This is a genomic window from Variovorax defluvii (assembly GCF_039541515.1).
GTDB classification, from domain to species: Bacteria; Pseudomonadota; Gammaproteobacteria; order Burkholderiales; family Burkholderiaceae_C; genus Variovorax; species Variovorax defluvii.
On sequence record NZ_BAABGJ010000019.1, the window covers coordinates 42,731 to 69,685 of the forward strand.

At 67.6% G+C, this 26,955-nt stretch carries 26 protein-coding genes; 16 read left to right on the forward strand and 10 right to left on the reverse strand.

Annotated features, from left to right (window positions below; genetic code table 11):
* Window positions 1–68 precede the first annotated feature (68 nt).
* Window positions 69–989 carry an NAD-dependent epimerase/dehydratase family protein gene (locus ABEA07_RS10795; protein ID WP_345537757.1) on the forward strand — a complete coding sequence of 307 codons (921 nt, stop codon included), beginning with the start codon at window positions 69–71 and terminating at the stop codon, window positions 987–989.
* A 127-nt stretch (window positions 990–1,116) separates the two neighbouring features.
* Here ABEA07_RS10795 and ABEA07_RS10800 read toward each other — a convergent pair whose 3' ends face one another.
* From ABEA07_RS10800 to xdhC, 5 genes are all read right to left on the reverse strand, one after another.
* Window positions 1,117–1,890: an SDR family oxidoreductase gene (locus ABEA07_RS10800; protein WP_345537758.1), complete on the reverse strand. Its 774-nt coding sequence runs from the start codon at window positions 1,888–1,890 to the stop codon at window positions 1,117–1,119.
* A gap of 111 nt (window positions 1,891–2,001) precedes the next feature.
* Complete coding sequence (locus ABEA07_RS10805; protein ID WP_345537759.1) at window positions 2,002–2,994, reverse strand: substrate-binding domain-containing protein; 993 nt, start codon at window positions 2,992–2,994, stop codon at window positions 2,002–2,004.
* Between the two features lie 122 nt (window positions 2,995–3,116).
* Window positions 3,117–4,445: a glycerate kinase type-2 family protein gene (locus ABEA07_RS10810; RefSeq protein WP_345537760.1), complete on the reverse strand. Its 1,329-nt coding sequence runs from the start codon at window positions 4,443–4,445 to the stop codon at window positions 3,117–3,119.
* Window positions 4,446–4,501: 56 nt separating this feature from the next.
* Entirely contained in the window at window positions 4,502–5,710 is a 1,209-nt protein-coding gene (locus ABEA07_RS10815; RefSeq protein ID WP_345537761.1) for a urate hydroxylase PuuD, read from the reverse strand.
* 179 nt (window positions 5,711–5,889) lie between these two features.
* Window positions 5,890–6,717, reverse strand: a complete 828-nt coding sequence (gene xdhC, locus ABEA07_RS10820) for a xanthine dehydrogenase accessory protein XdhC (RefSeq protein ID WP_345537762.1) — start codon at window positions 6,715–6,717, stop codon at window positions 5,890–5,892.
* A 53-nt stretch (window positions 6,718–6,770) separates the two neighbouring features.
* Between xdhC and ABEA07_RS10825 the strand changes: the two genes are divergently transcribed.
* Window positions 6,771–7,283, forward strand: a complete 513-nt coding sequence (locus ABEA07_RS10825; RefSeq protein ID WP_345537763.1) for a hypothetical protein — start codon at window positions 6,771–6,773, stop codon at window positions 7,281–7,283.
* A 17-nt stretch (window positions 7,284–7,300) separates the two neighbouring features.
* Here ABEA07_RS10825 and uraH read toward each other — a convergent pair whose 3' ends face one another.
* Window positions 7,301–7,663, reverse strand: a complete 363-nt coding sequence (uraH, locus tag ABEA07_RS10830) for a hydroxyisourate hydrolase (protein ID WP_345537764.1) — start codon at window positions 7,661–7,663, stop codon at window positions 7,301–7,303.
* Between the two features lie 78 nt (window positions 7,664–7,741).
* Here uraH and ABEA07_RS10835 point away from each other — a divergent pair, with 78 nt between their 5' ends.
* The 9 genes from ABEA07_RS10835 to ABEA07_RS10875 all read left to right on the forward strand — a co-directional run bounded on the left by ABEA07_RS10835 (window position 7,742) and on the right by ABEA07_RS10875 (window position 19,148).
* Window positions 7,742–8,419 (forward strand): GntR family transcriptional regulator, encoded by a 678-nt coding sequence (locus tag ABEA07_RS10835; RefSeq protein WP_345537765.1) that lies wholly within the window; start codon window positions 7,742–7,744, stop codon window positions 8,417–8,419.
* Window positions 8,420–8,438: 19 nt separating this feature from the next.
* A complete protein-coding gene (gene puuE / locus ABEA07_RS10840) occupies window positions 8,439–9,392 on the forward strand; it encodes an allantoinase PuuE (protein WP_345537767.1) in 954 nt (317 codons plus the stop codon).
* A gap of 1 nt (window position 9,393) precedes the next feature.
* Window positions 9,394–11,196 (forward strand): 2-oxo-4-hydroxy-4-carboxy-5-ureidoimidazoline decarboxylase, encoded by a 1,803-nt coding sequence (gene uraD, locus ABEA07_RS10845; protein ID WP_345537769.1) that lies wholly within the window; start codon window positions 9,394–9,396, stop codon window positions 11,194–11,196.
* Between the two features lies 1 nt (window position 11,197).
* Window positions 11,198–12,433 (forward strand): M20 family metallopeptidase, encoded by a 1,236-nt coding sequence (locus tag ABEA07_RS10850; RefSeq protein ID WP_345537770.1) that lies wholly within the window; start codon window positions 11,198–11,200, stop codon window positions 12,431–12,433.
* Between the two features lie 228 nt (window positions 12,434–12,661).
* Window positions 12,662–14,128 (forward strand): hypothetical protein, encoded by a 1,467-nt coding sequence (locus tag ABEA07_RS10855; protein WP_345537771.1) that lies wholly within the window; start codon window positions 12,662–12,664, stop codon window positions 14,126–14,128.
* A 197-nt stretch (window positions 14,129–14,325) separates the two neighbouring features.
* On the forward strand, window positions 14,326–16,080 hold the full coding sequence (locus tag ABEA07_RS10860; RefSeq protein ID WP_345537772.1) for a hypothetical protein: 1,755 nt from the start codon (window positions 14,326–14,328) through the stop codon (window positions 16,078–16,080).
* A 13-nt stretch (window positions 16,081–16,093) separates the two neighbouring features.
* Window positions 16,094–16,543: a type III secretion system chaperone family protein gene (locus ABEA07_RS10865; protein ID WP_345537773.1), complete on the forward strand. Its 450-nt coding sequence runs from the start codon at window positions 16,094–16,096 to the stop codon at window positions 16,541–16,543.
* Window positions 16,544–16,641: 98 nt separating this feature from the next.
* Complete coding sequence (locus tag ABEA07_RS10870) at window positions 16,642–17,673, forward strand: methionine synthase (RefSeq protein WP_345537774.1); 1,032 nt, start codon at window positions 16,642–16,644, stop codon at window positions 17,671–17,673.
* A gap of 23 nt (window positions 17,674–17,696) precedes the next feature.
* Window positions 17,697–19,148 (forward strand): flavin-containing monooxygenase, encoded by a 1,452-nt coding sequence (locus ABEA07_RS10875; RefSeq protein ID WP_345537776.1) that lies wholly within the window; start codon window positions 17,697–17,699, stop codon window positions 19,146–19,148.
* Window positions 19,149–19,161: 13 nt separating this feature from the next.
* Here ABEA07_RS10875 and ABEA07_RS10880 read toward each other — a convergent pair whose 3' ends face one another.
* Entirely contained in the window at window positions 19,162–19,470 is a 309-nt protein-coding gene (locus ABEA07_RS10880) for an acylphosphatase (protein ID WP_345537778.1), read from the reverse strand.
* A 261-nt stretch (window positions 19,471–19,731) separates the two neighbouring features.
* Here ABEA07_RS10880 and ABEA07_RS10885 point away from each other — a divergent pair, with 261 nt between their 5' ends.
* Window positions 19,732–20,187 carry a hypothetical protein gene (locus ABEA07_RS10885; RefSeq protein WP_345537779.1) on the forward strand — a complete coding sequence of 152 codons (456 nt, stop codon included), beginning with the start codon at window positions 19,732–19,734 and terminating at the stop codon, window positions 20,185–20,187.
* Window positions 20,188–20,215: 28 nt separating this feature from the next.
* On the opposite strand, the gene ABEA07_RS10890 is transcribed toward ABEA07_RS10885, so the two are convergent.
* The 3 genes from ABEA07_RS10890 to ABEA07_RS10900 all read right to left on the reverse strand — a co-directional run bounded on the left by ABEA07_RS10890 (window position 20,216) and on the right by ABEA07_RS10900 (window position 23,391).
* Window positions 20,216–21,733 carry a tripartite tricarboxylate transporter permease gene (locus tag ABEA07_RS10890; RefSeq protein ID WP_345537780.1) on the reverse strand — a complete coding sequence of 506 codons (1,518 nt, stop codon included), beginning with the start codon at window positions 21,731–21,733 and terminating at the stop codon, window positions 20,216–20,218.
* 16 nt (window positions 21,734–21,749) lie between these two features.
* Window positions 21,750–22,307, reverse strand: coding sequence for a tripartite tricarboxylate transporter TctB family protein (locus ABEA07_RS10895; RefSeq protein ID WP_345537781.1), 558 nt, complete (start codon window positions 22,305–22,307; stop codon window positions 21,750–21,752).
* Between the two features lie 124 nt (window positions 22,308–22,431).
* Window positions 22,432–23,391: a Bug family tripartite tricarboxylate transporter substrate binding protein gene (locus ABEA07_RS10900; protein ID WP_345537783.1), complete on the reverse strand. Its 960-nt coding sequence runs from the start codon at window positions 23,389–23,391 to the stop codon at window positions 22,432–22,434.
* A gap of 106 nt (window positions 23,392–23,497) precedes the next feature.
* Here ABEA07_RS10900 and ABEA07_RS10905 point away from each other — a divergent pair, with 106 nt between their 5' ends.
* The 4 genes from ABEA07_RS10905 to ABEA07_RS10920 are packed head-to-tail and all read left to right on the forward strand — an operon-like array spanning window position 23,498 to window position 26,940.
* Entirely contained in the window at window positions 23,498–24,178 is a 681-nt protein-coding gene (locus ABEA07_RS10905) for a response regulator (protein ID WP_345537785.1), read from the forward strand.
* Window positions 24,179–24,224: 46 nt separating this feature from the next.
* Entirely contained in the window at window positions 24,225–25,640 is a 1,416-nt protein-coding gene (locus tag ABEA07_RS10910) for a sensor histidine kinase (RefSeq protein WP_345537787.1), read from the forward strand.
* An 18-nt stretch (window positions 25,641–25,658) separates the two neighbouring features.
* Window positions 25,659–26,090, forward strand: coding sequence for an RNA-binding S4 domain-containing protein (locus tag ABEA07_RS10915; RefSeq protein ID WP_345537788.1), 432 nt, complete (start codon window positions 25,659–25,661; stop codon window positions 26,088–26,090).
* Window positions 26,091–26,133: 43 nt separating this feature from the next.
* The gene (locus tag ABEA07_RS10920) at window positions 26,134–26,940 is read left to right on the forward strand and encodes a PPK2 family polyphosphate kinase (protein WP_345537790.1); all 807 of its coding nucleotides are present in this window, start codon (window positions 26,134–26,136) and stop codon (window positions 26,938–26,940) included.
* The last annotated feature ends 15 nt before the right edge of the window (window positions 26,941–26,955 follow it).

Sequence of the window (26,955 nt, forward strand, 5' to 3'; positions counted from 1 at the left end):
AAGTCTGCACGGACTCCCATACTCCAGGGGGAAAGTGACCGTGAAACATCGAGAAGGGCAGACGACCCATGAGCACGCCCCTGCACGCCCTGGTCTGCGGCGCCAACGGCTTCATCGGCAGCCGCATCGCCGCCGCCCTGCTGATGGCCGGCTACCGCGTGAGCTGTGGCAGCGCCAAGCGGCTGCGAACCGACCTCCCCCACGTGCCCATCGACTTCTCGCGCGACACCGACGTCGCGGCCTGGGCACCGCGGCTGACTGGCGTCGACGTGGTCGTCAACGCGGTCGGCGTGCTGCGCGACAGCGCACGCCGACCGATGGAGGCCGTGCACACCGCGACGCCGGCCGCGCTCTTCCAGGCCTGCGCCCAGGTTGGCGTGCGCCGCATCGTGCAGATTTCGGCCCTGGGCATCGGCCGCAGCGAGCAGGACAACCCCACGCAGTACGCGCGCACCAAGCGCGCCGCCGAGGCCGTGCTGCAGGCGCTGCCCGCCGACGGCCCTTCCTGGATCGCGCTGCGGCCGTCGGTGGTGCTGGGCGCGGGCGGCGACGCGGCCCGGTTGTTCCGCACCCTGGCCATGCTGCCGGTCCTGGCGATGCCGGGCTCGGCCCTCGACGCCCGGCTTCAGCCGGTGTACGTCGAGGACCTGGCCCGTGCCGTGGCGGCGCTGGCCGATCCGGCCTCGCCCTACCGTGGCGTCATCGAATTCGGCGGCGCACGCGCGATGACGCTGGCCGAACTGATCGCCACGCTGCGCAACGCGCGCCGCGCGGGCCGCTCAAGCGGTGCGCACCCGGCACGCCTGCTGCGCCTGCCAGCGTGGATGGGCGTGCTGAGCGCACGCATCGGCGACTTCGCTCCCGGCCTGCCCTGGTGCACCGACACCCGCGTCATGCTGGAGCAGGACAACGTCGCGGACAGCGCGCCGCTGGCCGCGTGGCTGGGCCGGCCGCCGCGCGAGTTGCGCGACTTCGCCGCCGAGCTCTGAGCGCCGACCCTCGGCAGCGCTTCAGAACTCCGCGTCGAGCCGGTCGATCTCGTCGGGCTCCAGCTTCGCCGCCGCGATCATCCCTGCATCGCGGGCAGCTCGTGGGCCTTGATGTTCATCGGCAACGCTATTCGCCGATCGCCATCGTGTCCCCCACCGCCTGCGCCGCCAGCCAACTGCCGAGGGAGATGCGGCCGATCCTGGCCTTGTCGCCCGCCGCCAGCGAATCGTCGCCGATCCGCGAGCCGAAATAGGGTTCGTCGGCATCGCCTTCCACCGTCCGCGCATCCTTGCGGGCCTGGAGCACCCGCCGCACCAGCACGTCCAGCCCGGCGCGCTCAGGGCCGCCCACTTCGCACGTGCCATTCAGCGGCGCCTGCCCCACGATGTCGGCGAGCGCCGCCGCGACGTCGTCGGCCGCCACGGGCTGGAACACGGCCGAAGACACGCGCACGGTCGACCCGCGGGTGCCCGCATCGGCGATGGGCAGCAGGAACTCGAAGAACTGCGTCGCCCGCAGCAGCGTGTAGGGCACGCCGCCGCCCCGGATCAGCGATTCCTGCGCGGCCTTGGCGCTCAGGTAGCCGTTGTCCGGATGCCGGTCGGCGCCCACGACCGACAGCGCCACCAGGTGACCCACGCCGGCCCGGGCGGCTGAAGCCAGCAGGTTGCGGGTCGAGTCCTGGAAGAAGCGCATCACCGCCTCGTCCTCGAAGGAAGGCGAGTTGCTGACGTCGACCACCACCTGCGCCCCCGCCAGCGCCTGGTCCAGGCCCTCCCCCGTCACGGCATTGACGCCGGACGATGGCGAGGCCGATACCACTTCATGGCCGGCCAGCCGGAGCAGGGCCGACAACTTTTTTCCGATGAGGCCGCTGCCCCCGATGATCACGACTTTCATGACGGTCCTTTGGTTCGTTGGGATCGAGGACAGCGGCATCTTCACCCGGCTGCCCATCACCTTGAAGACGTACCGTGAACGCCGGATGTGACAGCGACGACGAAATTCTTCTCAGAAGGGATAGGCCCTGTAGGTGGCCTTGTCGGCGATCACATCGGCCTTGCCGGTGATCACCACGCCAAGGCCGGCGCCTTTCGTGACGGTCACCTTGCCGTAGCCCGGCACGCCGAGATCCATCCCGTCGGTGATGGGCTTCTTGTCCAGCAGCAGCTTCGCGACCCTGTTCATCGCCAGGCCGGCGTTCTTCGGGTCCCAGAAACCGATCCCCTTCACGGCGCCGGATTCGAGCAGCTTGGCGGTGCGGCTGGGCAGGCCCGTGCCGTAGACGCAGGTCTTTCCCTGCAGCCCGGCCTCTTCGATGGCGCGGCCGATACCGATGACGTCGCTCGACGCCGAGCCCTGGAAGCCCTTGATGTCGGGGTGCTTCTTCAGGACGGCCTTGGCCCTTTCATAGGCCTTGTCCGCGTCGTCGTGGGATTCGTTCAGGGCATCCACCAGCACCATGCCGGCGTGCTTGCGGGCATTGGCGGCGCCGCCCTCGGCCCACTGCACGTGGGTCCGGCTGCCGCGCGTACCCACGAAGGACGTCCATTTGCCCGTGCGGCCCATGCACTGGGCCATGCGTTCGTTCAAGCTGGCACCGAAGGCGGCGTTGTCGAAAGCCTCGATGTCGGCCAAGGTGTTTTTCTGGTTGTCAGCCTCGTGGGTCACCACGACGATGCCGCTGCGCAGGGCGCGCCCGGCGACTTCTTCGATGGCCGCCGGATCCGTCGGCACGATGGCGATGGCATCGGCCCGGCGCGCCATCACTTCCTCGATCAGCTTGACTTGTGGCGCTGCCACAGCTTCCGCCGGTCCCACCTGGCGGGTGCTCACGCCCGGCGAGGATTCTTCGAAGGCCTTGACGCCCTCCTCCATTCGCTCGAACCAGGGGATGCCGCTGACCTTGACGATCGTGACGATGGTCTGTTGTTGTTGCGCGGGCGCGGCAGCGGCGGCCGCCATGAATGCCAGCGCCAGGCCGGCGCGATGGAGTATTCGCATCGTTGATCTCTCCCATGGTTGAAGGCGCCGAAGTCTATTCCACCGATTCATGGTTCTCCATGCCAATGGAGCATCGAGCTACGCACCCCCCGCCGCCGCGGGATGGAGAGACAAGGCCGCAGCTACAGCACCAGCAGCGCCCTGAAATCGTTGACGTTGGTGTGCGTCGGGCCGGTCACGCAAAGATCCCCGATCGCATCGAAGTAGCCATACGCATCATTGCGATCCAGGTGATCAGCCAGCTTGCGTCCCGCCGCCTCTGCCCGCGCCAGAGTGTCGGGCGTGACGAAGGCGCCCGCGTTGTCTTCCACGCCGTCGATGCCGTCGGTGTCGGCCGCGAGCGCCCACACCTTGGCCTGCCCGGCCAGCGCACCGGCCAGCCCCAGGCAGAATTCACCGGCGCGCCCGCCCCGCCCCTTGGCCTGGCCGGGCTGCCGCGGGCGGATGGTGACGGTGGTCTCGCCGCCCGAAAGAATCACGCAGGGCTTCGCGAAGGGCGCACCGCGCAGCGCGACCGCACGGGCCAGCGCGCCGTGGACCTTGCCCACTTCGCGCGACTCGCCTTCCATCTCGTCGCTCAGAACATGGGCCTCGATGCCCGACGCGCGCGCGGCCGCGGCCGCGGCCTCGAGCGACTGCTGCGGCGTGGCGATGAGATGCACCTCGTGGCCCTTGAACACCGGGTCTTCGGGCTTGGGTGTTTCCAGCGCGCCGTTCTCCAGGCCTGCGCGCACCGGCGCCGGCACCTCGATGCCGTAGCGGTCGAGGATCGCCAGCGCATCGGCGCAGGTGCTCGCATCGGGCACCGTGGGGCCGCTGGCGATCACGGCGGGGTCGTCGCCCGGCACGTCGCTGATGGTCAGCGTCACCACCTTCGCGGGCCCGCAGGCGGCCGCAAGCCGGCCGCCCTTGATGCGCGACAGGTGCTTGCGCACGCAGTTCATCTCCCCGATGTGCGCGCCCGATTCGAGCAGTTGCTTGTTGATGCGCTGCTTGTCGGCCAGCGTCAGGCCTTCCGCGGGCAGCGTGAGCAGCGCCGAGCCGCCGCCGGAGATCAGGCACAGCACCAGGTCGTCCGCTGTCAGGCCTTGCGTGAGTGCGAGGATGCGCTCGGCGGCCTTCAGGCCCGCTGCGTCCGGCACCGGGTGGGCGGCTTCCACGATCTCGATGCGCTTCGCCAGGCCCTCGGGCCGCGGCGGGATGTGGTCGTAGCGCGTGACCACCAGGCCCGACAGCGGCGCGTCGGCCGGCCACAGGGCTTCGAGCGCCTGCGCCATCGAGCCGCCAGCCTTGCCGGCACCCAGCACCAGCGTGCGGCCCTTGGGCGGTTCGGGCAGGTGCGGCCCCATGCTGGCCAGGGGCAGCGCGCGTTCGACGGCGACGCCATACAGATACCGAAGGAAGTCGCGGGGTGCGGTGCGCGGATCGGGCAGGACTTGGGATGCGTTCATGTGCTTTCAGTCTCCGGGGGGCCCGATTGTCCACGCGCCGCGTGCCGCCGGTCCCGCTAGTTGGTCTTGGCGCCCTCTTGGAACCACTTCGAGAGCAGCGCCCGCTCGGCATCCGTCATGCCGGTCGAGTTGTTCATCGGCATGATCTTCGTGACCACCGCCTGCTGGTAGACGGCTTGCGCGTGCGCAGCCACCTGCTCGGGCGTGTCCAGCCGCACGTTCTTCATCTGCACCTGCGCGCCGTGGCACATGTAGCAGCGCTGCTCCAGCACCTTCTTGACGTCGCCGAAGGCCACCTTCTGCGCGGCGGCCGCGCTGGCCACCGGGGCAGCCGCCGGCTCGGGGCGCATCCAGACGATCGACAGGCCCAGCACGACCACGCCGACCATCGCATAGGGCAGCGGGTTGCCCGCATTGCCCAGCTTGAAGCGGTGCCGCACCACGAAGAACTGCCGGATCGCCGCGCCGCCGAGCATGATCAGCAGCAGCACGATCCAGTTGTACTTGTGCGTGTAGGTGAAGCTGTAGTGGTTGCTCAGCATCGCGAACAGCACCGGCAGCGTGAAGTAGGTGTTGTGCACGCTGCGCTGCTTGCCGCGCTGGCCGTGGATCGGGTCGACCGGCCTGCCCTCGCGCAGTGCCTTCACGCTCTTGCGCTGGCCCGGGATGATCCAGAAGAACACGTTCGCGCTCATCGTGGTGGCCATCATCGCGCCCACCAGCAGGAAGGCGGCGCGGCCGGCGAACCACTGGCAGGCCAGCCAGGTCGCGAAGGCGATGAAGACGGCGACGAGCACGCCGACGATGGTGTCGCCGTTCTTGCGGCGGCCGAAGATCTGGCAGATGGCGTCGTACACCATCCAGAACACGACGAAAAAGGCCAGCGCCACGCCGATCGCCGCGCCGGGCTGCCAGTCCATCTTGGACTTGTCGATCAGGTAGGTGCTCGCGTTCCACAGGTAGGACATCGTGAACAGCGCGAAGCCGCTGATCCAGGTGGAGTAGCTTTCCCAGAAGGACCAGTGCAGGTGGTCCGGAATCTTCTTGGGCGCCAGCGCGTACTTCTGCATGTTGTAGAAGCCGCCGCCGTGCACCGCCCACTGCTCGCCGCCGACGCCCTTGTCCAGCGATTCCTGGTCCTGGGGCTTCTCGAGGCTGTTGTCCAGCATCACGAAGTAGAAGGAGGCGCCGATCCACGCGATGGCCGTGATGACGTGGACCCAGCGCAGCAGCAGATTGGCCCAGTCGAGGTAGTAGCTTTCCATGTGCTAACCCTGGTTTGGACTGCTCACCACCGCGGGCGCTGTAAGCAGGGAAATGGCCGCGAACGCAGGCTGTCGTGGGTGCCTCGCTCCGCTGCGGCTGTGGACTGAAGTGTATACACTTTTCGCTTCGAGTTCGAAAGTTTTTTCGTGCGGCGCGTGCTGGAAAACCCTGGCTTCGCTCACCCGGCGCTCGCGTCCCGGTAGAGGCCCTGCAACAGCTGTGCCGCCACCGCCACGGCGATCACCTCCGGCTCCTTGCCGGTGATGCCGGGCACGCCGATCGGGCAGGTGACGCGCGTCAGTTCCTCGGCGGTGAAACCGCGCGCCTCCAGCCGGTGGCTGAAGGTGGCCCACTTGGTCTTGCTGCCGATCAGGCCCACGTAGGGCAGGTCGCCGCGCGCGCGCAGGCGCTTGAGGCAGGCGATCACGATGTCCAGATCCTCGGCATGGCTGAAGCTCATGATCAACACGCGCGAACCGGGGGCAAGCTGGGCCACCGCGTCCTGCACCGGGTCGGAATGCTCGGTCTCGATCTGCGCGGGCAGCGCGTCGGGGAACACGCCGTCGCGGCTGTCGACCCAGCGCACCTTGAAGGGCAGCGTGGAGAGCAGGCGCGCCAGCGCCGCGCCCACGTGGCCACCGCCGAACAGCGCCACCGGCTCCAGGTGCGCCAGCAGCTCCGCCTGCAGCGCCTTGGCATCCGCCGGTCCGATGCGCCGGTACGAGAGGAAGACCACGCCGCCGCAGCATTGGCCGAGGCTGGGGCCGAGCGGGTAGCGGCGCACGCCTTCGATCTGCGCGTGGCCCGCGAGAAAGTCGCGCGCCTCGGCGATCGCCTGGAACTCCAGCTGCCCGCCACCGATGGTGGCCGTGAGGCCGTCCTGCCACACGGCCATCCAGGTGCCGGCTTCGCGCGGGGCGGAGCCCTGCGTGCTCTCGACCCGCACCAGCACGCCTTCATCGCCGCGCGCCAGGTGCGCGAGCAGTTCATCGACCAGACCATTCATCGGCGATACCTTCCATGGTGCGAGGGCCATGGGCCCACGGTATAAATCCCGGCATGACATTCACGCTGACGACCCTGCGCCGCGCCCTGGCGGCCATCCTGACCACGGCCCTCGGGCTTGCCGGCTGCGTCGCGGTCGGCCCGGGCGGACAGAAGGGCCACGTGCCCGGCCAGTTGAGCAGCGCCACGGTCGAGCCGGGGCAGAGCGCGCAAGCCACGCCGCGGCCCTCGGCCGCCGGCACCCCGCGCGAATACAGGCAGGACGCCGCGCGCCACATCTACGCGCGCAACGCGCAGCGCATCTATGCCGGCAAGCTCCCGCCGCTGCTCTACGCGATCGGCACGCTGCAGGTCGAGCTCGATGCGCAAGGCCGCGTGACCGCCATGCACTGGATGCGCGCGCCGAAGCATGCACCCGAGGTGATCGCCGAGATCGAGCGCACCGTGCTCAACGCCGCGCCCTATCCGGCCGCCACCCGCATCGGCAAGCTGACCTGGACCGAGACCTGGCTGTGGGACAAGGGCGGGCATTTCCAGCTGGACACGCTGAGCGAGGGACAGTTCTAGGGCCCGCCCTGGCAGATTCAGGACCCGCGGTAGGTCGAATAGCTCCAGGGGCTGACCAGCAGCGGCACGTGGTAGTGCTGGTCGGCATTCGCCACGCCGAAGTCCAGCGACACGCGGTTGAGGAAATTCGGCTCCGGCAGCTTCACGCCGCGTGACTTGAAATAACCCGCCACGTCGAACACGAGGCGATAGGTGCCGGCCTTCAGCAGGCCGTCGCTGTAGAGCGGGCCGTCGCTGCGGCCGTCGGCGTTGAGGGCGAAACGCTTCACCAGCGTGGCGCGCGCGTCCTCGCCGGTGCCGTCGGTGGTGTAAAGCGCGACCTCCATTCCGGCCGCGGGGCCGCCGTGCATGGTGTCCAGGACGTGGGTGCTCAAGCCCATGGTGTTGCTCCTTCGATCAAGGCAATGGGGAAATTCCGGTCGACAAAAGTGTATACACTTCCTGGCTTTGGGTCTATCATGGAAACCATGGATTCGACCACCACCCGCGCCATCGTGGACGCACTCACCAAGGCCATCGTCGAGCACCGGCTCCAGCCTGGCAGCAAGCTGGCCGAGCAGAAGCTGGCCGATCACTTCGGGGTCTCGCGCACGCTGGTGCGGCAGGCGCTGTTCCAGCTCTCGCAGAACAAGCTGATCCGCCTGGAGCCCGCCCGCGGCGCCTTCGTCGCGGCGCCGGCGGTGGACGAGGCCAAGCAGGTCTTCGCGGTGCGCCGCATGCTGGAGGCGGAGATGACGCGCGAATTCGTCCGCACCGTCACGCCCGCCAAGATCAAGGCGCTCAAGGAGCACGTGGCGCTGGAGAAGGCCGCGGTCTCGGGCGAAGACGTCTCCGACCGCACCGAGCTGCTGGGCGACTTCCACGTCCGCATGGCCGAGCTGATGGGCAACAAGGTGCTGGCGCAGATCCTCGGCGAGCTCATCTCGCGCTGCGCGCTGATCACCCTGATGTACCAGAGCGCCAGCGCCGCGGAGCACTCCAACGACGAGCATGCCGACATCGTCAAGGCCCTGGCCGCCAAGGACGAGGAGCGCGCGGTGAAGCTGATGACGCAACACCTGCTCAACGTCGAAGCCAACCTCGTTTTCGACCGCAAGGTTCCCACGCACGACATCTCGGTCGCACTGGCCGCCTGACCCTGAACCCCATCCTTCCATGAGCACCATCTACGACTCCACCCAGCCCTATCCGCGCGACCTGGTCGGCTATGGGCGCAACCCTCCCCATGCCCAATGGCCCGGCCGCGCTCGCATCGCGGTGCAGTTCGTCCTCAATTACGAGGAAGGCGGCGAGAACTGCGTGCTGCACGGCGACGCGGGCTCCGAGCAGTTCCTCTCCGAGATGTTCAATCCGGCGAGCTACCCCGAGCGGCACATCAGCATGGAGGGCATCTACGAATACGGCTCGCGCGCCGGCGTCTGGCGCATCCTGCGGGAGTTCGAGAAGCGCGGCCTGCCGCTCACCGTCTTCGGCGTGGGCATGGCGCTGGAGCGCCATCCCGAGCTGACCGCCGCCTTCAAGGAACTGGGCCACGAAATCGCCTGCCACGGCTGGCGCTGGATTCACTACCAGAACATGGACGAAGCGGCCGAGCGCGAGCACATGCGCCTGGGCATGGAAGCCATCGAGAAGCTCACCGGCGAACGCGCGCTGGGCTGGTACACCGGCCGCGACAGCCCCCGCACCCGCCGCCTGGTGGCTGATTACGGCGGCTTCGAGTACGACAGCGACTACTACGGCGACGACCTGCCCTTCTGGATGAAAGTGCAAAAGACCGACGGCAGCGTGGTACCCCAGCTCATCGTGCCCTACACGCTGGACTGCAACGACATGCGCTTCGCCCTGCCCCAGGGCTACTCGCATGCCGACCCCTTCTTCCAGTACATGAAGGACAGCTTCGACGCGCTCTATGCCGAGGGCGACGAGGCGCCCAAGATGATGAGCATCGGCATGCACTGCCGCCTGCTCGGGCGCCCCGGCCGCATCACGGCGCTGCAGCGCTTCCTGGACCACATCGCCAGGCACGACCGCGTGTGGGTCTGCCGCCGGCTCGACATCGCGCGCCACTGGAAAGCAGTCCATCCTTACTCCGAGACGAAGGGAGCCTGACATGCCACTCAGCATCGAAGAACTGAACGCAGCCTCGGCCGACGAGGTCGCCACCCTGCTCGACGGCACCTATGAGCACTCGCCCTGGATCGCGCAGCGCGCCGCCGCCGCGCGCCCCTTCCGCACGCTGGCGCATCTCAAGCACGTGCTGGTGCGGACCGTGGCGCAGGCCTCGGCCGAGGAACAGCTGGGCCTGATCCGCGCCCACCCCGAACTCGCCGGCAAGGCCATGGTCAGCAAGACGCTGACAGCGGAGTCCACCAACGAGCAAGGCAAGGCCGGCCTGACCGACTGCACGCCCGAGGAGTTCGCCCGCATCCAGCAGCTCAACGCCGACTACAACGCGAAGTTCGGATTCCCCTTCATCCTCGCGGTGCGCGGGCCGCGCGGCACGGGCCTGTCCAAGCGCGAGATCATCGACACCTTCGAGCGCCGGGTGCAGCACCATCCGGTCTTTGAGCGCGCCGAGGCGCTGCGCAACATCCACCGCATCGCCGAGATCCGGCTGGACGACAAGTTCGGCCTCACGCCCAAGCTGGGCAACGACGTGTGGGACTGGCAGGAGCAGCTCGCGACGCACACCGACCCCGGCTATGCCGAGAAGGGCCAGCTCACCGTGACCTACCTGACCGATGCGCACCGCGCCTGCGCGCAGATGATCGCCAACTGGATGCGCGAGGCCGGCTTCGACAGCGTCGAGATCGATGCGGTGGGCAACGTGGTCGGCCGCTACGAGGCCGAAGGCTTCTTGCCCGGCAAGGGCGCCAGGCCCGATGCGAAGACCCTGCTGACCGGCTCGCACTACGACACCGTGCGCAACGGCGGCAAGTACGACGGGCGCCTGGGCATCTTCGTGCCCATCGCCTGCGTGCGCGAACTCAAGCGCCAGAACCGCCGCCTGCCCTACGCCTTCGAGGTGGTGGGCTTCGCCGAGGAGGAAGGCCAGCGCTACAAGGCCACCTTCCTGGGTTCGGGCGCGCTGACCGGCCACTTCGACCCGAAGTGGCTGGACCAGAAGGACGCCGACGGCATCACCATGCGCGAGGCGCGCGCCGCCGCCGGCCTCAAGGAAGAGGACATTCCCAAACTGCAGCGCGACCCGTCGAAGTACCTGGGCTTCGTCGAGGTCCACATCGAGCAGGGCCCGGTGCTCAACGAACTCGACCTCCCGCTGGGCATCGTCACCTCCATCAACGGCGGCGTGCGCTACGTCGGCGAGGTGATCGGCATGGCCAGCCACGCCGGCACCACCCCGATGGACCGCCGGCGCGACGCCGCCGCGGCCGTGGCCGAGCTGATCCTCTTCGTCGAAAAGCGCGCGGCGAAGGACGGCGACTCCGTCGGCACGGTGGGCATGCTCGAAGTGCCGAGCGGCTCCATCAACGTCGTCCCCGGCCTGTGCAAGTTCAGCCTGGACCTGCGTGCCCCCGACAACCCGCAGCGCGACGCGCTGGCCGCCGACGTGATCGCCGAGCTCAAGGCCATCTGCGAGCGGCGCGGCCTGCGCTACACGCTGGAGGAAAGCATGCGCGCCTCGGCCGCGCCGAGCGCGCCCGACTGGCAGCAGCGCTGGGAGAAAGCGGTCGACGCGTTGGGCGTGCCGCTCTTGCGCATGCCCAGCGGCGCCGGCCACGACGCGATGAAGCTGCACGAGGTGATGCCGCAGGCCATGCTCTTCGTGCGCGGCATCAATTCCGGCATCAGCCACAACCCGCTCGAATCGAGCACCAACAACGACATGCAGCTGGCGGTGGAAGCCCTTCAACTGCTGCTCGACAACCTGGCCAACGAGAAGGCGCACTGACATGACCACGAGCACCGACTACGACCGGATCGACGCCTGGATCGATGCCCACTTCGACGAGGAGGTGCGCTTCCTCCAGCAGTTGGTTCGCGTGCCCACCGACACGCCGCCCGGCAACAACGCGCCCCACGCCGAGCGCACGGCCGAGCTGCTGGAAGCCTTCGGCTTCGAGGCCGAGAAACACGCCGTGCCCGCGCAGGAAGTGAAGGACTACGGCCTGGAGTCGATCACCAACCTGATCGTGCGCCGCAAGTACGGCGACGGCGGCCGCACCGTCGCGCTGAACGCGCACGGCGACGTGGTGCCCCCGGGCGAGGGCTGGACGCACGATCCCTACGGCGGCGAGATCGAGGACGGCCGCCTCTACGGCCGCGCCGCCGCGGTCAGCAAGAGTGACTTCGCGACCTTCACCTTCGCCCTGCGCGCATTGGAAGAAGTGGCGAGGCCGACCCGGGGCGGCATCGAGCTGCACTTCACCTACGACGAGGAGTTCGGCGGCATCCTGGGCCCGGGCTGGCTGCTGAAGAACGGGCTGACGAAGCCCGACCTCATGATCGCCGCCGGCTTCAGCTACGAGGTCGTGACGGCCCACAACGGCTGCCTGCAGATGGAAGTGACGGTGCACGGCAAGATGGCCCATGCCGCCGTGCCCAGCACCGGCGTCGATGCGCTGCAGGGCGCGGTGCACATCCTCAATGCGCTCTACGCGCAGAACACGCTCTACCAGCAGGTCAGGTCCAAGGTCGAGGGCATCACGCACCCTTACCTGAACGTCGGCCGCATCGAGGGCGGCACCAACACCAACGTCGTGCCCGGCAAGGTCAGCTTCAAGCTCGACCGCCGCATGATCCCGGAGGAGAACCCGGCCGAGGTCGAGGCCACCATCCGAAAGGTGATCACCGATGCGGCCGAGCAATGCCCAGGCATCTCGGTCGAGATCCGCCGCATCCTGCTGGCCAACTCGATGAGGCCGCTGCCCGGCAACAAGCCGCTGGTCGACGCGATCCAGAAGCATGGCCAGCAGATCTTCGGCGAGCCGATCAGGGCCATGGGCACGCCGCTCTACACCGACGTGCGGCTGTACGTCGAGGCCGGCATCCCCGGCGTGATCTACGGCGCCGGGCCGCGCACCGTGCTCGAATCGCATGCCAAGCGCAGCGACGAGCGCGTGGTGCTGGAAGACCTGCGCCGTGCGACCAAGGTGGTGGCGCGCACGCTGCATGACCTGCTGAGTTGATGCGGGCCTGCAAACTGTCCCCGGCAAAGGGGGACAAGCTTGTGGACAACTGCCTGAACAAGCCCGGCAGGCCTTGCTGCACAAGGGCTGCGGACGGAATGCCTGTTCTGTCAGCAGGCCTGGCCGGCGTCGAAGAGCCGGGGCTGAGGTCGCACTTCGCGGCGGTGGAACCTGGGAACTGACGGAGTTACACAAAGCGGCGCAAATTCGCCAGAGACTTCGTCCCACATGCAGCCCACCGCAGCGAGCTTTCACCCGTTCACGAGATCTGCTGTCGAGCCACCGACCAAGAAGCCCAGGACCGCCGACAAAGGCGCCGAACATCCGGACGCGTCATCTCTTCCATTGGACATTCCGCCGGTCGCCGCGGCCCTGCCGCGGACGAAGTCCCTGGAAGATCTGCTGAGCCATGACGTCGCCAGCCGGATCATGGATCACGCTGCAGGGGCGCTCCATCCCGTGTGTTCCCATGATGATGCACCCCTCGACCGGGCTGCTCGCCTGTACGCCTCTTTGGCGTGCGTCAGCCGGGCGCTGCGCGGGAAAGTGCTCGTTCATCCGCACCATGCCTCGATCCAATGGCTGCGTGCGCTGAATCACATCGCCGCTCGGATCCGCGACCCGGAACATCGTGCCAGCGCCCTCGGGAGGCTGATCCACGCGCATTTCGACGTGAGGCTGCGGGACTGGCCCAGCGCACCGGAGACGCGCACCGCCATGCTTGTTGAGCGGCTCTACCACCACGCCAGCGCAGACGAATTCAAGACCTTGCTGAGCGAGTTGTTCAAGCTGAGCGGCGGCGACACACCGGACACCAACGCGCGCATGTTCATCGATCCTCGGTGCATCGCATCGTCTGCGCTCGGCACCATCGTGCGCCCCCTCGGATTCGCCAGTCTGCCCACCTTCCAGATCATCGATCGGATCGTCGAGGAGTTCGATTCACTCTTCTCGCCATCACCTCGGCACCGCGCGAAGTTCTGGGCAGAACTGACAGTCAGCCACCGTGAACCTCGGCGACGGCAGGACGCGTCGAACGTTCTTCGCAAGTTGATCGACGAGCACGCCGAGCTCTCCCACTTCGGGGAGTTCTTCGAGCAAGCGATGGCCTTTTTGATGAAGCCACAGGAGGCACCGCATGAACACAGAGAAGCGATGATCACTTATCTGCTGGAAAGCGGCACACCATTGAGCCCCTTGAGCGTCGAGCTGCTGGTCGCGCTCGCCGGGCTCGTCCATGCGCGTGAAGGCCAAGGGCTGTCCGAGGTTCAGCGCACTCGGCTTCAACCATTGCTGTCGCAGTACATGCAAGCCTTCAATGCGCTGCACACCCGTCTGTTGCACAAAGCGCGCGAACAGATGCGCCGAATTCCCGTCCGCCTTCTCCTGCTGCCATTCAGCCAACTGGACATGGATGACAAGCTCAAGATCGTCGACGTCCCCGTGGACACCTCCGATGAAGACGGCGAGGACTTCTTCTACCTGGACGTGCAAACCTTCCTGCCCATGATCAGGAGCGCCCTGACGGACAATGCCTTGCCTCTCCAGATGCGATTGGCACTTGCAAGGAAGCTTCTGGATCGATTGAAAGAGACATCGAACGAGAAGGCACTGGAGACCTACGAGCTTCATGTATTGCACGCGAGTCTTTCCGGCGAACCGAATGCAGCCAATGACTTCGGTCCGGTTCGATGAACCGACCCTCCGAAGAGCCTCAATCAGATGGCTGCGAACGCGCAATCACGTCGGCGATGAGATCCGTGACACGCTCGCCTCCTGCGATCTGTGGCTGACCCCTGCAACAGCTCTGAGTCGGCACACCCGCATGAAGGAACCAGGGTCCTGACGGAGTTACCCAGTGCTGCACAAATCCGTCAGAGACGTCGTCCAACATGCAGTTCACCACCTCAGCGCGCCTCCCTGGCAAGCGATTCACACGTTCCGATACCGAGAGCACTTCCAAAAAGCCCAGGACCGCCGGCCAAGATGCTCAGCTTCCCGACGCGCCAGAGCGTCGGCTGGATACACCCTTGCCCACCCCGCTCCTGGCGCCGACGCCCCCCTTGCACTCTACGGATGCAACTGCTTCGCGGGTCGCCGCCGGCACGACCGACAGCGACGTCGAAATGCCGACAGTGCCTGACGGCACGAGCCTGTCAGGACCCGCGTCGCAACCGAATGCGAGCAATATTCCTGACCGCCCCGGGCAGCAGATCATCCTCATCAACGACAGACCCCCCCCATTGAGAAGCGGCCAGATCATCGCCGTTGCCCAGGGACAGACCCACGCTCCCTTCGAGCAGTTGCTCTGCCATGACGTCGGCAACCTGATCATCGATCGCCTCGTCAGATCGCCGGTCAGTCCAGAGGCCAGGCAAGACGACAAGACGCTCAGTGAAGCCGCTCGCCGGTGCTTCGGTCTGACGTGCGCCAGCATGGCGCTGCAGGGCCGAATGCGCGACCATCCCGCCTATGTCGCGAGCGCAGCCTCGATCAGATGGTTGCGCAACCTGAATTGCCTGGGCAATCAGCTTCGCGACACGTGGGATCCCGGTGCCCTCACGGCGCTGGTCCATGGCCCCTCGGACGTCAGGCTGCAGTGCTGGCCCCTTGCACAGAAGGCGCGCACGGACCTTCTCATTCAACGCCTGTTCTGGAGCACTGGCACAGACAAATTCATGACCATGGTCAGGGAGCTGTTCAAGCTCACCAAGGGGCAAACGCTGGACTCCCACCATGGGATGTTCATCGATCCTCACTACATTGCGTTGTCTGCACTGAGCGCCATCATTCGCCGCTTCGGATTCACCGACAACCACATCCCCCCATTCATCAGGCAACTCATCTCGGCACTCGATTCGGTCGAGTCCCTGCCGACGCGACTGCGCGCCTCGTTCTGGGCAGAACTGGCGATAGGCTTTCCGACCAGCTCTGAGCTACAGGTCGCCGCGTTGAAAGCCCTGGACGAGATGACGCGCCAGGATGCCAAGCTCGAAGACTTTCTGCCTTTCGTGAACCAAGCCGCAGCCTTTCTGAACGCTCCCGAAACGGCATCGCCCGAACTGGTCGAGGCGGTGGTGTCCCGCCTGGAAGGCAGCGACTCACTCTTGTGGCCGTCGAACGTCGATCTGCTGGAGGGGCTGCAACGCAGCCTGCAGCCCCCCCAGGTCGAGATGCCATTCGAGAATCCGAGCATCAGGCTCGAGCGATTGCTGGTCCGGTACATGCGAGCACTCAATGCACAGCGCCTCCACGCCGGTATGAGCACCGCACGCCTGGACATGTCCCGGATTCGCGCAAGCTGGCTCCTTTCGGCCTTCAGCCAGTTGGAGGCGGACGACAAGCTCAAGATCGTCGACATTCTCTTCATGCCCTTTCGGCCCAATGGCCACAAGGCCTTCTACCGGGACTTGAAGATCGTGATGCCGCTGATCGAGAGCGCCCTGGCGGACCACGCCATCCCCCTCCATCGTCGATTGCTTCTTGCGAACGACCTGCTGCAGCGATTGGCGACGACCCAGTACATGGAGACGGGCGAAGCCGGCATCCTGGCGGAACTGCGCGAAGTCCTCTTGCGTGAACTGAGAGCGCGGGTGAGATCGGCATCGCCAGGCTCGGCCCACCACCCTTCGGAAGATAGGCTGTGAATCGGCGCCGCCCATGAACGAATTCGAACTCCGCACCCTGCTGGTCGCCATCGCCGCCGAGTTGGGCCACACCGACGAGTATCTGCTCGCCGACCTGCGCCACACGGTGATCGACGATGTGCCCGTGAGCTTCATCCACGATGCGCAACGCGACCCCAATCGCCTGATCCTGCATTTCGACATGGGCGCGCTGCCCGAGGACGAGCCGCTCCTCGCGCTGCTGGGCCTGATGCACCTGAACCTGCTCAGCGGCAGCAAGACCACGGGTGTCTTCGCGCTGGACCCCGCGACTGCCCGGCTGATGTACGCCGTCCATTTCTTCGAGCCGAACCGCAGTCCGGCACGCGCCGTGGCGCATGCGTTGCGCGAACACGCGCAACGGGCACAGGCTGCCCTCGGGCTGATGAAGGCGGCGATGGCTGAAGACGCCGAGCCCGACGTTTCCATACACGAACTGGCCTGAGGCCACGCACCTTGCGACTTTCCCGTGCCATCGGCCTCCCGATGCCGCACATCCGGAAATGGCTTACCCTCGCGACCTCATCCCCGCGAGGTTCTTCCATGTCCGCTCCCCTCTTCAGCACCGCCATCGCCGGCAGCCTTCCGAAGCCCGCATGGCTCGCCGAAACCCGCAAGCTCTGGCCGGCCTGGAAGGCCGAAGGCGCCGACCTCGCGCAGGCGAAGGCCGATGCGACCCTGCTGTGGATCAAGGCCCAGGAAGATGCCGGCCTCGACGTGATCGGCGACGGCGAGCAGTCGCGCCAGCATTTCGTTCACGGCTTCCTGGAACAGGTCGAGGGCATCGACTTCGAGCACCGGGTGAGGATGGGCATCCGCGACAACCGCTACGACGCGATGGTGCCGCAGGTCGTCGGGCCGCTGCGACTCAAGGGGCGGGTGCACGAGGCCGAGGCGCGCCTGCTGCGCGCCCACACGCAGCGCCGCACCAAGTTCACATTGCCTGGGCCGATGACCATCGTGGATACGGTGGCCGACCAGCACTACGGCGAACGCGTCACCCTCGCCATGGCCTTCGCCGAACTGCTGAACCAGGAGGCGCTGGCGCTCGAGAGCGACGGCATCGACGTCATCCAGTTCGACGAGCCGGCCTTCAACGTCTACATGAAGGACGCGGCCGACTGGGGCGTGCGCGCGCTGGAGCGCGCCGCGCAAGGGCTTCGCTGCACCACCGCGGTCCACATCTGCTACGGCTACGGCATCCAGGCCAACATCGACTGGAAGGCGTCGCTCGGCGAGGAGTGGCGGCAGTACGAAGCCGTGTTCCCGGCCCTCGCCAAGAGCCGCATCGACCAAGTCAGCCTCGAATGCTTCCACTCGCACGTGCCGGCGCAGTTGATGGCCTTGCTGGAGGGCAAGGACGTCATGGTCGGCGTGATCGATGTCGCCAGCGACGTGGTGGAAACGCCCGAGCAGATCGCCGACACCATCGGCGAAGCGCTGCGCTACGTGCCCAAGGACCGGCTCCTGCCCTGCACCAACTGCGGACTGGCGCCGATGGACCGCGAGCTTGCGCTGAAGAAGCTGCAGGCGCTGGCTGAAGGCGCGCGCCTCGCACGCGAGCGCTACCGCTAGGCGCGGCGGCAGGGAGACAGCGAATGAACGAAGAGTTCGTCGACGTGCTGATCGTGGGCGCCGGCCTGTCCGGCATCGGCGCCGCCTGCCATCTGAAACGGCGGTGCCCGGATCGCAGCTTCGCCATCGTCGAGGCACGCCAGTCGCTCGGCGGCACCTGGAACCTGTTCCGCTACCCCGGCGTGCGCTCCGATTCGGACATGTACACGCTGGGCTATTCCTTCCGCCCCTGGACCGACGAGAAATCCGTGGCCGCTGGCCCCACCATCCTCCAGTACCTCCGCGACACCGCGCGCGAGCATGGCATCGACAAGCTGATTCGTTACGGGCACCGCCTGCGCCGCGCGGACTGGTCTTCCGAGGAGGCCGCATGGACGGTGGAAATCGAGCGCGAAGCCCAGGACCCGCTGCGCATGCGCTGCACTTTTCTGCTGATGTGCGTCGGCTACTACGACGATGCCGAGGGCTATACGCCCGAATTCGTGGGCCGCGCCGACTTTCAAGGCCGGATCGTGCATCCGCAGCACTGGGATGAAGACATCGACTACGCCGGCAAGCGAGTGGTCGTGATCGGCAGTGGGGCCACTGCCGTGACGCTGGTGCCTGCGCTGGCCGAGCGGGCCGCGCACGTCACCATGCTGCAGCGCTCTCCGAGCTACATGGTGTCCAGCCCAACTACGGATACGCTCGCGCGCTGGCTGCAGCGCGTGGCGGGCAGCCGCGCGGGCCATGCGATGGCCCGCTGGAAGAACGTGCTGCTCGCCATGTTCGTCTTCCGCCTATGCCGGCGCCGTCCGAAGTTTGCACGCTCGATGATCACGCGCATGGTGCAGCGCCAGCTCGGCCCCGGCTACGACGTCGCCACGCACTTCACGCCGCGCTATGACCCCTGGGAGCAGCGCCTGTGCCTGGTGCCCGACGGCGACCTCTTCAAGGCCATCCGCGCGGGGCGCGTCAGCATCGTGACCGACCGGATCGAGCGCTTCACCGAGAAGGGCCTGAAGCTGGCGGGCGGCACGGCACTGCCGGCGGACCTGGTGGTCACCGCCACCGGCCTGAAGCTGAAGTCGATGGATTCGCTCGAGGTCCGCGTCGACGGCCGCCGCCTGGTCTCGGGCCAATTGATCAGCTACAAGGGCCTGATGTACGCAGGCGTTCCGAACCTGGTGTCGATCTTCGGCTATACCAATGCCTCCTGGACCCTGAAGGCGGACCTGGCCGCCGTCTTCGTTTGCCGCCTGCTGCGGCACATGCGGCGCACCGGCGCACGCCGCTGCGTGCCGCAGGCGAGCGATCCGTCCATGCCCACGGCGGCCTGGACCGATTTTTCCTCCGGGTATTTACAGCGGGCGCTGGACATGCTGCCCAGGCAGGGCCTGCACAAGCCCTGGAAGCTGAACCAGAACTACGTGGCCGACTTGCTGAGCCTTCGCTTCGGGGCGCTGGAAGACGGGGTGATGCACTTTTCGGCCTGAGGCACTGCGTCGCCTACATCGTCGGCAGCCGCTCGAAGCCTTCCAGCTGCGGCGACGGCACCGCCGCCGCCTCCACCTCCAGCGCATCGACCCGCGCGCCCGGCACGCCGCTGCGCAGCCAGACGCACATCCGCTCGAGTTGCAGCACCGACCCCTGCAGCAGCGCCTCGACCGAGCCGTCATGGCGATTGCGCACCCAGCCCGCGACGCCGTTGCGGCGCGCGTAGCGCACGCAGTTCTCGCGAAAGCCCACGCCTTGCACCCGGCCGTGCGCCCGCACGAGGCGGGCCTCCGGGGCGGCGTTGTCGTTGCTGTCGTCCATGGCGCGATTGTTGATCAAGCGGGGTGCCATACGTGCGTCCGCCGCCTGTCCTGCGTCGTACCGAAGGTGCGCGAAAGGCACGGCGATGACCACGGTCGAACTCTGAGCGCCCGGGTCGCCAACGCCCTCGACTTGCGCCTCTTGGGGAAAGGCGTGCGCAAACGCACAGCCTCGCGGCACTGCTTGCGAGACATTGGCATCCGTGGGAACGGCAATCCTCGCAGTGCCCACGACGACACCACCCGCTCAGGAGAAATCATCATGAATGCCAAGCAAGTTCTTGCTGTCTCGCTGGTCGCATGGGCCGGCTTCGCATCGGCCCAGACGGTGCCCGCGGAAGCCTGGGTCGGCGCACCGCTTCCCACCACCGCCGGCATGGCCAGCCGCTCCGACGTGATGGCCGGCTACGTGGCGTCGGCCGCAATGAACGCCAGGACGCCGCAGGAACTGCGCGTCGGCCCGGCCGATGCGCCGACCGGAGCGGTGAGCCGCGCCGAGACGCTGGCCGACCTGAACCTGTGGCTGCGCGCCGGCCTCGGACAGACCGCGTATCGCGAAGGCTATGACCCGATGCGCGCCGACAACCGCGCACGGATGGCGATGTACCAGCGCATGCGCAACGGGCCGGAGTACCCGGCGGAAGTCGCGCGCATCGAACGCGGCGGCCGCGAGGCCGCGCACACGGCGAGCATGTCGGGCACGCCGGCCAGCGAATGAGGATGCAGGCGCCGCCGCCGCGGAAGGCTCAACCCGCCGCGGCAGCGCGCAGCTTCCGCTCGCTCATGCGCCTGGCCAGGCGCGGCAGCACCAACACCGCCAGCACGACGAGGATGAGCACCACCGACATCGGCCGCTGGAAGAACACCGCCGCGCTGCCCTCGCCGATCGACATCGCGTTGCGCAGTTGCGCCTCGGCCAGCGGCCCCAGGATCATGCCCACCACCACCGGTGCGGTGGGGAAGTCGAAGCGGCGCATGATCACGCCCAGCACGCCGATCACGTAGAGCAGCACCAGGTCGAAGGAACTCTGGCGCATGCCGTAGGCGCCCACGGTGGAGAAGATCAGGATGCCGGCATAGAGCTGCGGCTTCGGGATCTTCAGCAGCTTGACCCACAGGCCCACCATCGGCAGGTTGAGCACCAGCAGCATGACATTGCCGATGTACAGCGAAGCGATCAGCGCCCAGACCAGCGCGGCCGAGGTGGTGAACAACTGCGGCCCCGGCTGGATGCCGTAGTTCTGGAAGGCGCCCAGCAGGATGGCGGTGGTGTTGGAGGTCGGGATGCCCAGTGTCAGCAGCGGGATCAGCGCGGCGGTGACGGTGGCGTTGTTGGCCGCCTCCGGACCCGCCACGCCCTCGATCGCGCCCTTGGTGCCGAACTCGGCCCGTTCGGCCGGCTCCTTGACCAGCTTCTTTTCCATGGCGTAGCTCAGGAAAGTGGGGATCTCGGTGCCGCCGGCCGGGATGCAGCCGAAGGGCGTGCCGATGGCCGTGCCGCGCAACCAGGCGGGGATGGAGCGCCTCCAGTCGCGCGCCGTCATGTGCACGCGGCTGAGCTTGTTCTGTGTTTCGACCACGCGGCCCTCATACAACACCGCGTAAAGCACCTCCGACACGGCGAACAGGCCGACCGCGACCAACACGATCTCGATGCCGTCGAGCAGTTCCGAGATGCCGCCGGTGTAGCGGCCCTGGCCCGAGATCTGGTCCAGCCCGATGCAACCGACCGCCAGGCCGATGAACAGCGCCGTCAGCCCGCGCAGGGTGCTCTTGCCGAGCACCGCGCTCACGGTCGTGAAGGCCAGCAGCATCAGCAGGAAGTACTCCGGCGGCCCCAGCTTGACGGCGAAGTCGGCGACGAAAGGCGCGAACAGCGTGACGACCACGGTGGCGATGCTGCCGGCAACGAAGGAGCCGATCGCCGCGGTGGCCAGCGCGGCGCCGGCGCGCCCGCTCTTGGCCATCTTGTTGCCTTCCATCGCCGTCACCATGCTGGCCGTCTCGCCCGGCGTGTTCAGCAGGATGGAGGTGGTGGAGCCGCCGTACATCGCACCGTAGTAGATGCCGGAAAAGAAGATCATCGAGGCAGTGATGTCCACCTTGCCGGTGATGGGCAGCAGCATCGCCACCGCAACCGCCGGTCCGATACCGGGCAGCACGCCCACCGCCGTGCCAAGGGCGCAGCCCACCAGGCACCACATCAGGTTCGCAGGCGTGATGGCCGCCGCGAAGCCCTGGATCAATGCTTGAAAAATTTCCATGTCACTCGCTCCTGCTTCAGATCCATCCGGAGCCGGTGAGGCCCGGCAGGTTGATGGCCAGGAACTTGGTGAACATCCAGTACACGGGCGCCGAGATCAGCAAGCCGGTGATGATGTCCGTCACCCAGGTGCGCGGCGCATTGACGCCGGCCTGCCCCTTGGAGCGCCGCAGGCCCTGCACCGCGAGCAGGTAGCACAGGGTGCAGCTGAGGATGAAGCCGATGATGGTGATCAGCGCCGCATTGAGCAGCAGCCCGGCCGAAACCCACACGAAGCCGCTCCAATAGCAGGGTTCGCCATCGGAGGCTTCCATTTCTCGAAAGCCCCCGGTGCGGGATTCCCAGATGATCCAGGCGCCGCAGATGGTCAGCGCGATCGAGACCACCCAGGGCAGGAAGTTGGGGCCGACGCCGCCGTAGCCGGCCTCGGAGGAGATGAAGGTCGCGCCATAGGCCAGCGCCAGCCCGGTGAACAGCACGCCGACGCCCACCAGCGTCTGCGGCCACACGGCGGCCTTGAGCGGCTCGGGATCGAGTTGCGCAAACCCACTCTGCGTGGGGTCGGTGTTGGTCATTGTTCTGGACCTCGCGTGTGCTCGCATGTCCAGGCACGGGGAGGCGCGTGGACGTGATGGTTGGCGAAAGGAACGGCGCGCGCCTCATCCCGGCGCACCGCCGCTCCGGCGTGTCGTGCCCCGGTCAGACCATGCCGGACTTGTGCATGGTCGCGCGCAGGCTCGCGAATTCCTCGTCGACGAACTTGGAGAAGGCATCGCCCGACAGCACGGCGGGCGTCCAGTCGTTCTTCTTCATGGCCTCTGTCCACGCCGGGGTCTTGATGGCGGCCAGGACCAGGTCGATCAGCGCCTTGCGCTGCTCGGGCGTGATGCCGGGCGCGCCGTACACGCCGCGCCAGTTGCCGATCTCGACGTCGATCTTCTGCTCCTTGAGCGTGGGCACGTCGATGCCGGGCAGACGCTGCGCCGAGGTGACGGCGATGGCCTTCATCTTGCCGGTCTTGATGTACTCGGCGAACTCGCTGTAGCCGCTGCCGCCGACCGTGACGTTGCCGCCCAGGATGGCCGCCGTGGCCTCGCCGCCTCCGCGGAAGGCGACGTAGTTGATCTTGGAGGGATCGACGCCGACCTTCTGCGCGATCATGGCCGCGGCGATGTGCTCGGTGGAGCCGCGCGAGCCGCCGCCCCACTTGACGCTGCCCGGGTCCTTCTTGAGCTGCTCGACCACGTCGGCCATGCTCTTCAGGGGCGAGCTCGCCGGCAGCACGAAGACGTTGTACTCGCTGGTCAGGCGCGCCAGGGGCGTGGCCTTGGACAGGTCCACCGGCGGCTTGCCGGTGATGATGCCGCCCAGCATCACGGCGCCCATCACCATCATCGCGTTGGGGTCGCCCTTGGAACCGTTGACGAACTGCGCCAGGCCCAGCGCGCCGGCGGCGCCGCCCTTGTTGTCGTAGGTCACGGTGTCGGCGAGCTTGCCGTCGGTCATGGCCTTGCCCAGCGCCCGCCCGGTGGTGTCCCAGCCTCCGCCCGGGTTGGCCGGGATCATCATCTTGATGTTGGGGGCCGCCCAGGCCGACAGCGGCAGGGCACCGGTAGCGGCCAGCGCGGCCATGGACTTCAGGAAGGTATCTCGACGCATGCGTGTCTCCTTTTGGGGATCATTGGAAGCGGAACGCCGCTATGATGCGCCGCCCCGCTGTCAGTTGGCTGTCCGGCACACTGGGGTAAACACCGAAATTCCGGCGATGAAGCTGTTGCTGGTCGAAGACGACCCCTCCATGCAAACCACCCTGCAACGCACCCTGGGCCGCCGCATGATCGACGTGCGCCTGTGCGGCGACGGGGCCGAGGCGCTGGCGCTGTGGCGCGCTCTCGAACCCGACGTGGTGGCGCTCGACCTCAGCCTGCCGAACCTGGACGGTCTGCAGGTGCTGGCCCGCGCGCGCGCCGAAGGCCTGCGCACGCCGGTGCTGCTGCTGACCGCGCGCGGCACGGTCGGCGACCGCGTGATCGGCCTCAACACCGGCGCCGACGACTACCTGCCCAAGCCCTTCGACCTGGACGAACTGGAGGCGCGCATCCGCGCCCTGCACCGCCGCAACCAGAACGCGGCTCCGGAGTCGGCCCACAGCCCGCAGCAGGTGGGTGGCCTGCGCTACGAGCCCCACAGCGGCGCCATCTACCACCGCAGCGAGGTGATGGAGCTCACGCCGCGCGAGCTCGCGCTGCTGAAGGCGCTGATGATGAAGCCCGGCCACGCGGTGGCCAAGGAGCGTTTGTTCGAGCTGGTCTTTCCCGGCGAGACCGAGGTGCAGTACGAGGCGATCGAAGTGGTGGTGTACCGGCTGCGCAAGAAGCTCGCCGGCACCGGCGCGGCACTGATGACGCTGCGCGGCCTGGGCTATCTGCTGCGCGAGGAAGCATGATCCGCGAGGCCGCTGCGCGGTGCACGAGCGCTGGCGAAGGTGGCCGATGATCCGTGCCGCCTCGTTGCGGGCCCGGCTGCTGGTCGGCATCCTCGCGCCGGTCGCGCTGTTCATCGTGATCAACAGCGTGAGCCTGTACCGCCAGAGCCTGTCGGCGGCGACCACGGCCTACGACCGCACCCTGCTGGCCTCGGCCAAGACCATCGGTGAACAGCTCGACGTGGAAGGCTACGACGAGCTGGCCACGCTGCGCGCGATCGTGCCTTACTCCGCGCTGGAGGCTTTCGAGGCCGACAACCAGAGCCGCATCTACTACCGCGTCTCGGCGCTCGACGGGGAGATGATCTCCGGCTTCGCCGAGCTGCCCTTCTGGCGCGGCAAGCTGCCCGACCGGCCGCCCTACGCCGCGCTGGTCGATTTCTACGACGCCCGCTTCCGCGGGGAGCCGGTGCGGGTGGCTGTATTGCTGCAGCCGGTCGCCAGTGCACGCGGGCGCGGCATGGCGGTGGTGCAGGTGGCCGAGACCCTGGAGCTGCGCGAGACGCTGGTGCGCAAGCTGCTCGTGGACATGCTCTGGCGGCAACTGGTGCTGCTGGGCGTGATCGGCGGCGTCACGGTGTTCGTGGTGCAGCGTGCGACCCAGCCGGTGCGCCGGCTGGGCGAGCTGATCGAGGGGCGCGCGGCCGACGACCTCTCTCCCATCGACGCGCCGGACGCACCCCGCGAGCTGCGCCCGCTGGTCGATGCCACCACCCGCGTCATGGGCCGGCTGCAGCGCCTGCTGGACCACCAGAAGCGCTTCGTGCGCGACAGCGCCCACCAGCTGCGCACGCCGCTGGCGGTGCTCAAAGCCCAGGTGCAATCCGCGCGCCGCGGCGACGTGCCGCACGAGGAGGCGCTCACGGAGATCAGCGCCACGGTGGAACGGGCCACCACGCTCGCCAACCAGATGCTGTCGCTGGCCAAGGTCGAGCAGTTGCGGCAGCAGCCCGAATCGCAGACGCTGGACCTGGGCGAGGCGGTGCGCCGCATCGCGCTCGACCTGTCCCCGCTGATGGCGGACAAGGCGCTGGACGTGGAGCTCTCGGTGGCGGGCGTGCCGGTCCCGGTGCGCGCGCATCAATGGATGCTCCAGGAGCTCGCACGCAACCTGCTGCACAACGCCATCAAGCACAGCCCGCAGGGCGGCGCGCTGGCAGTGCGCGTGGTGGTCGAAGACGGCCAGGCCCTCTTCGTCGTCAGCGACGACGGGCCCGGCATCTCGGAAGAACTGCGCCAGCGCCTGTTCGCCCCCTTTGCCGCCGGCGACCCCGGCAGCGGCTCCGGCCTGGGGCTGGCCATCTGCCGCGAGATCGTGCTCGCCCTGGGCGGCCGCATCGCGCTCGACAACCGGGAAGCCGGCGGACGAAGGCAAGGGCTCGATGCCGTGGTGCACCTGCCGCTGGCGAAGGACAATCGCTGATCGACTGAACAAGCTTCCATGGACCGACTGCGCATCGACAAATGGCTCTGGGCCGCGCGCTTCTACAAGACGCGCACGCTGGCCGCGGAGGAGATCGGCAAGAACCGCATCCAGATCAACGGCGAGGTGGCCAAGGCCTCGCGCGAGGTGAAGGCCGGCGACCGGGTCGCGATCCGCCTCGGGGGCGGGCTGGAGCGCATCGTCAACGTGCGTGGCCTGAGCGCCCAGCGAGGGCCCGCCCCGCTGGCGCAGCAGCTCTATGAAGAGACACCCGAAAGCCTGGCCGCGCAGGCCGCCGCGCGCGAGCGGCGCCGCATGGGCAGCGAGCCGGCCCTGAGCATCGAGCAGGGCCGGCCCACCAAGCGCGACCGCCGCGACCTGGACCAGGCCCGGCGCTCCGACTGGGGCGACCGCTGGAGCGCGTCGCTCGACGACAACGACACCGACTGAACTCGCGTACCCTCTTCGCTGTGCCATCAGCCAGGAGCACTGCATGCCCAGCTTCAAGAAGTACCGCGTCGGCAAGAAGTTCAAGCTGGCGGACGTCGATCCCGGCGAATCCCCTTTCCTCGAAGGCGACGAGGCGTCGCAAGGCGCGCAACTCGACGCGCTGGCCGAAGAACTCGATGAACTGCAGAACCTGCTGCACGCCGAAGGCCGGCGCAAGCTGCTGCTGGTGCTGCAGGGCATGGACACCAGCGGCAAGGACGGCACCATCCGCTGGGTGTTCTCGCGCACCTCGCCCCTGGGCGTGCGGGTCAACGCCTTCAAGGCGCCGAACGACAACGAGCGCGCCCACGACTACCTGTGGCGCTGCCATGCCGTCGTGCCGCGCAGCGGCGAGATCATGGTGTGGAACCGCAGCCATTACGAGGACGTGCTGGTGCCCTGGGTCGAGGGTTGGATCGACGAGGACGAAGTCCGGCGACGTTATGCGCAGATCCAGGATTTCGAGCGGCTGTTGGTCGAAACGGGGACGACGGTCGTCAAGTGCATGTTGCACATCAGCAAGAAGGAGCAGCGCGAACGCCTGCAGGCACGCATCGACGAGCCCGACAAGCGCTGGAAGTTCCAGATGGACGATCTCCAGGTCCGCGAGAAGTGGGACGCCTACCAGCGTGCCTACGAGCAGGCCCTGTGCAGCACTTCCAGCAGCCACGCGCCGTGGCATGTGATCCCGGCCGACAGCAAGCGCCATCGCAACCTGATGATCGCGCAACTCCTGGTGAGCACGCTGCGCGACATGAAGCTTGCGCTGCCGCCGGCCGATCCCTCGCTGAAGGGCCTGGTCGTCAAGTAGCCTGCACCTTCGTCT

Coding starts and splice junctions, on each gene's coding strand:
- uraH (WP_345537764.1), bottom strand. CDS start 7,663: ATGGGCTTGAGCACCCACGTCCTGGACACCATGCACGGCGGCCCCGCG.
- ABEA07_RS10825 (WP_345537763.1), top strand. CDS start 6,771: ATGACATTCACGCTGACGACCCTGCGCCGCGCCCTGGCGGCCATCCTG.
- ABEA07_RS10915 (WP_345537788.1), top strand. CDS start 25,659: ATGGACCGACTGCGCATCGACAAATGGCTCTGGGCCGCGCGCTTCTAC.
- ABEA07_RS10890 (WP_345537780.1), bottom strand. CDS start 21,733: ATGGAAATTTTTCAAGCATTGATCCAGGGCTTCGCGGCGGCCATCACG.
- ABEA07_RS10835 (WP_345537765.1), top strand. CDS start 7,742: ATGGAAACCATGGATTCGACCACCACCCGCGCCATCGTGGACGCACTC.
- ABEA07_RS10895 (WP_345537781.1), bottom strand. CDS start 22,307: ATGACCAACACCGACCCCACGCAGAGTGGGTTTGCGCAACTCGATCCC.
- ABEA07_RS10850 (WP_345537770.1), top strand. CDS start 11,198: ATGACCACGAGCACCGACTACGACCGGATCGACGCCTGGATCGATGCC.
- ABEA07_RS10800 (WP_345537758.1), bottom strand. CDS start 1,890: ATGAAAGTCGTGATCATCGGGGGCAGCGGCCTCATCGGAAAAAAGTTG.
- ABEA07_RS10795 (WP_345537757.1), top strand. CDS start 69: ATGAGCACGCCCCTGCACGCCCTGGTCTGCGGCGCCAACGGCTTCATC.
- ABEA07_RS10905 (WP_345537785.1), top strand. CDS start 23,498: ATGAAGCTGTTGCTGGTCGAAGACGACCCCTCCATGCAAACCACCCTG.
- ABEA07_RS10865 (WP_345537773.1), top strand. CDS start 16,094: ATGAACGAATTCGAACTCCGCACCCTGCTGGTCGCCATCGCCGCCGAG.
- ABEA07_RS10855 (WP_345537771.1), top strand. CDS start 12,662: ATGCAGCCCACCGCAGCGAGCTTTCACCCGTTCACGAGATCTGCTGTC.
- ABEA07_RS10885 (WP_345537779.1), top strand. CDS start 19,732: ATGAATGCCAAGCAAGTTCTTGCTGTCTCGCTGGTCGCATGGGCCGGC.
- uraD (WP_345537769.1), top strand. CDS start 9,394: ATGCCACTCAGCATCGAAGAACTGAACGCAGCCTCGGCCGACGAGGTC.
- ABEA07_RS10875 (WP_345537776.1), top strand. CDS start 17,697: ATGAACGAAGAGTTCGTCGACGTGCTGATCGTGGGCGCCGGCCTGTCC.
- ABEA07_RS10805 (WP_345537759.1), bottom strand. CDS start 2,994: ATGCGAATACTCCATCGCGCCGGCCTGGCGCTGGCATTCATGGCGGCC.
- ABEA07_RS10870 (WP_345537774.1), top strand. CDS start 16,642: ATGTCCGCTCCCCTCTTCAGCACCGCCATCGCCGGCAGCCTTCCGAAG.
- xdhC (WP_345537762.1), bottom strand. CDS start 6,717: ATGAATGGTCTGGTCGATGAACTGCTCGCGCACCTGGCGCGCGGCGAT.
- puuE (WP_345537767.1), top strand. CDS start 8,439: ATGAGCACCATCTACGACTCCACCCAGCCCTATCCGCGCGACCTGGTC.
- ABEA07_RS10910 (WP_345537787.1), top strand. CDS start 24,225: ATGATCCGTGCCGCCTCGTTGCGGGCCCGGCTGCTGGTCGGCATCCTC.
- ABEA07_RS10900 (WP_345537783.1), bottom strand. CDS start 23,391: ATGCGTCGAGATACCTTCCTGAAGTCCATGGCCGCGCTGGCCGCTACC.
- ABEA07_RS10880 (WP_345537778.1), bottom strand. CDS start 19,470: ATGGACGACAGCAACGACAACGCCGCCCCGGAGGCCCGCCTCGTGCGG.
- ABEA07_RS10860 (WP_345537772.1), top strand. CDS start 14,326: ATGCAGTTCACCACCTCAGCGCGCCTCCCTGGCAAGCGATTCACACGT.
- ABEA07_RS10815 (WP_345537761.1), bottom strand. CDS start 5,710: ATGGAAAGCTACTACCTCGACTGGGCCAATCTGCTGCTGCGCTGGGTC.
- ABEA07_RS10920 (WP_345537790.1), top strand. CDS start 26,134: ATGCCCAGCTTCAAGAAGTACCGCGTCGGCAAGAAGTTCAAGCTGGCG.
- ABEA07_RS10810 (WP_345537760.1), bottom strand. CDS start 4,445: ATGAACGCATCCCAAGTCCTGCCCGATCCGCGCACCGCACCCCGCGAC.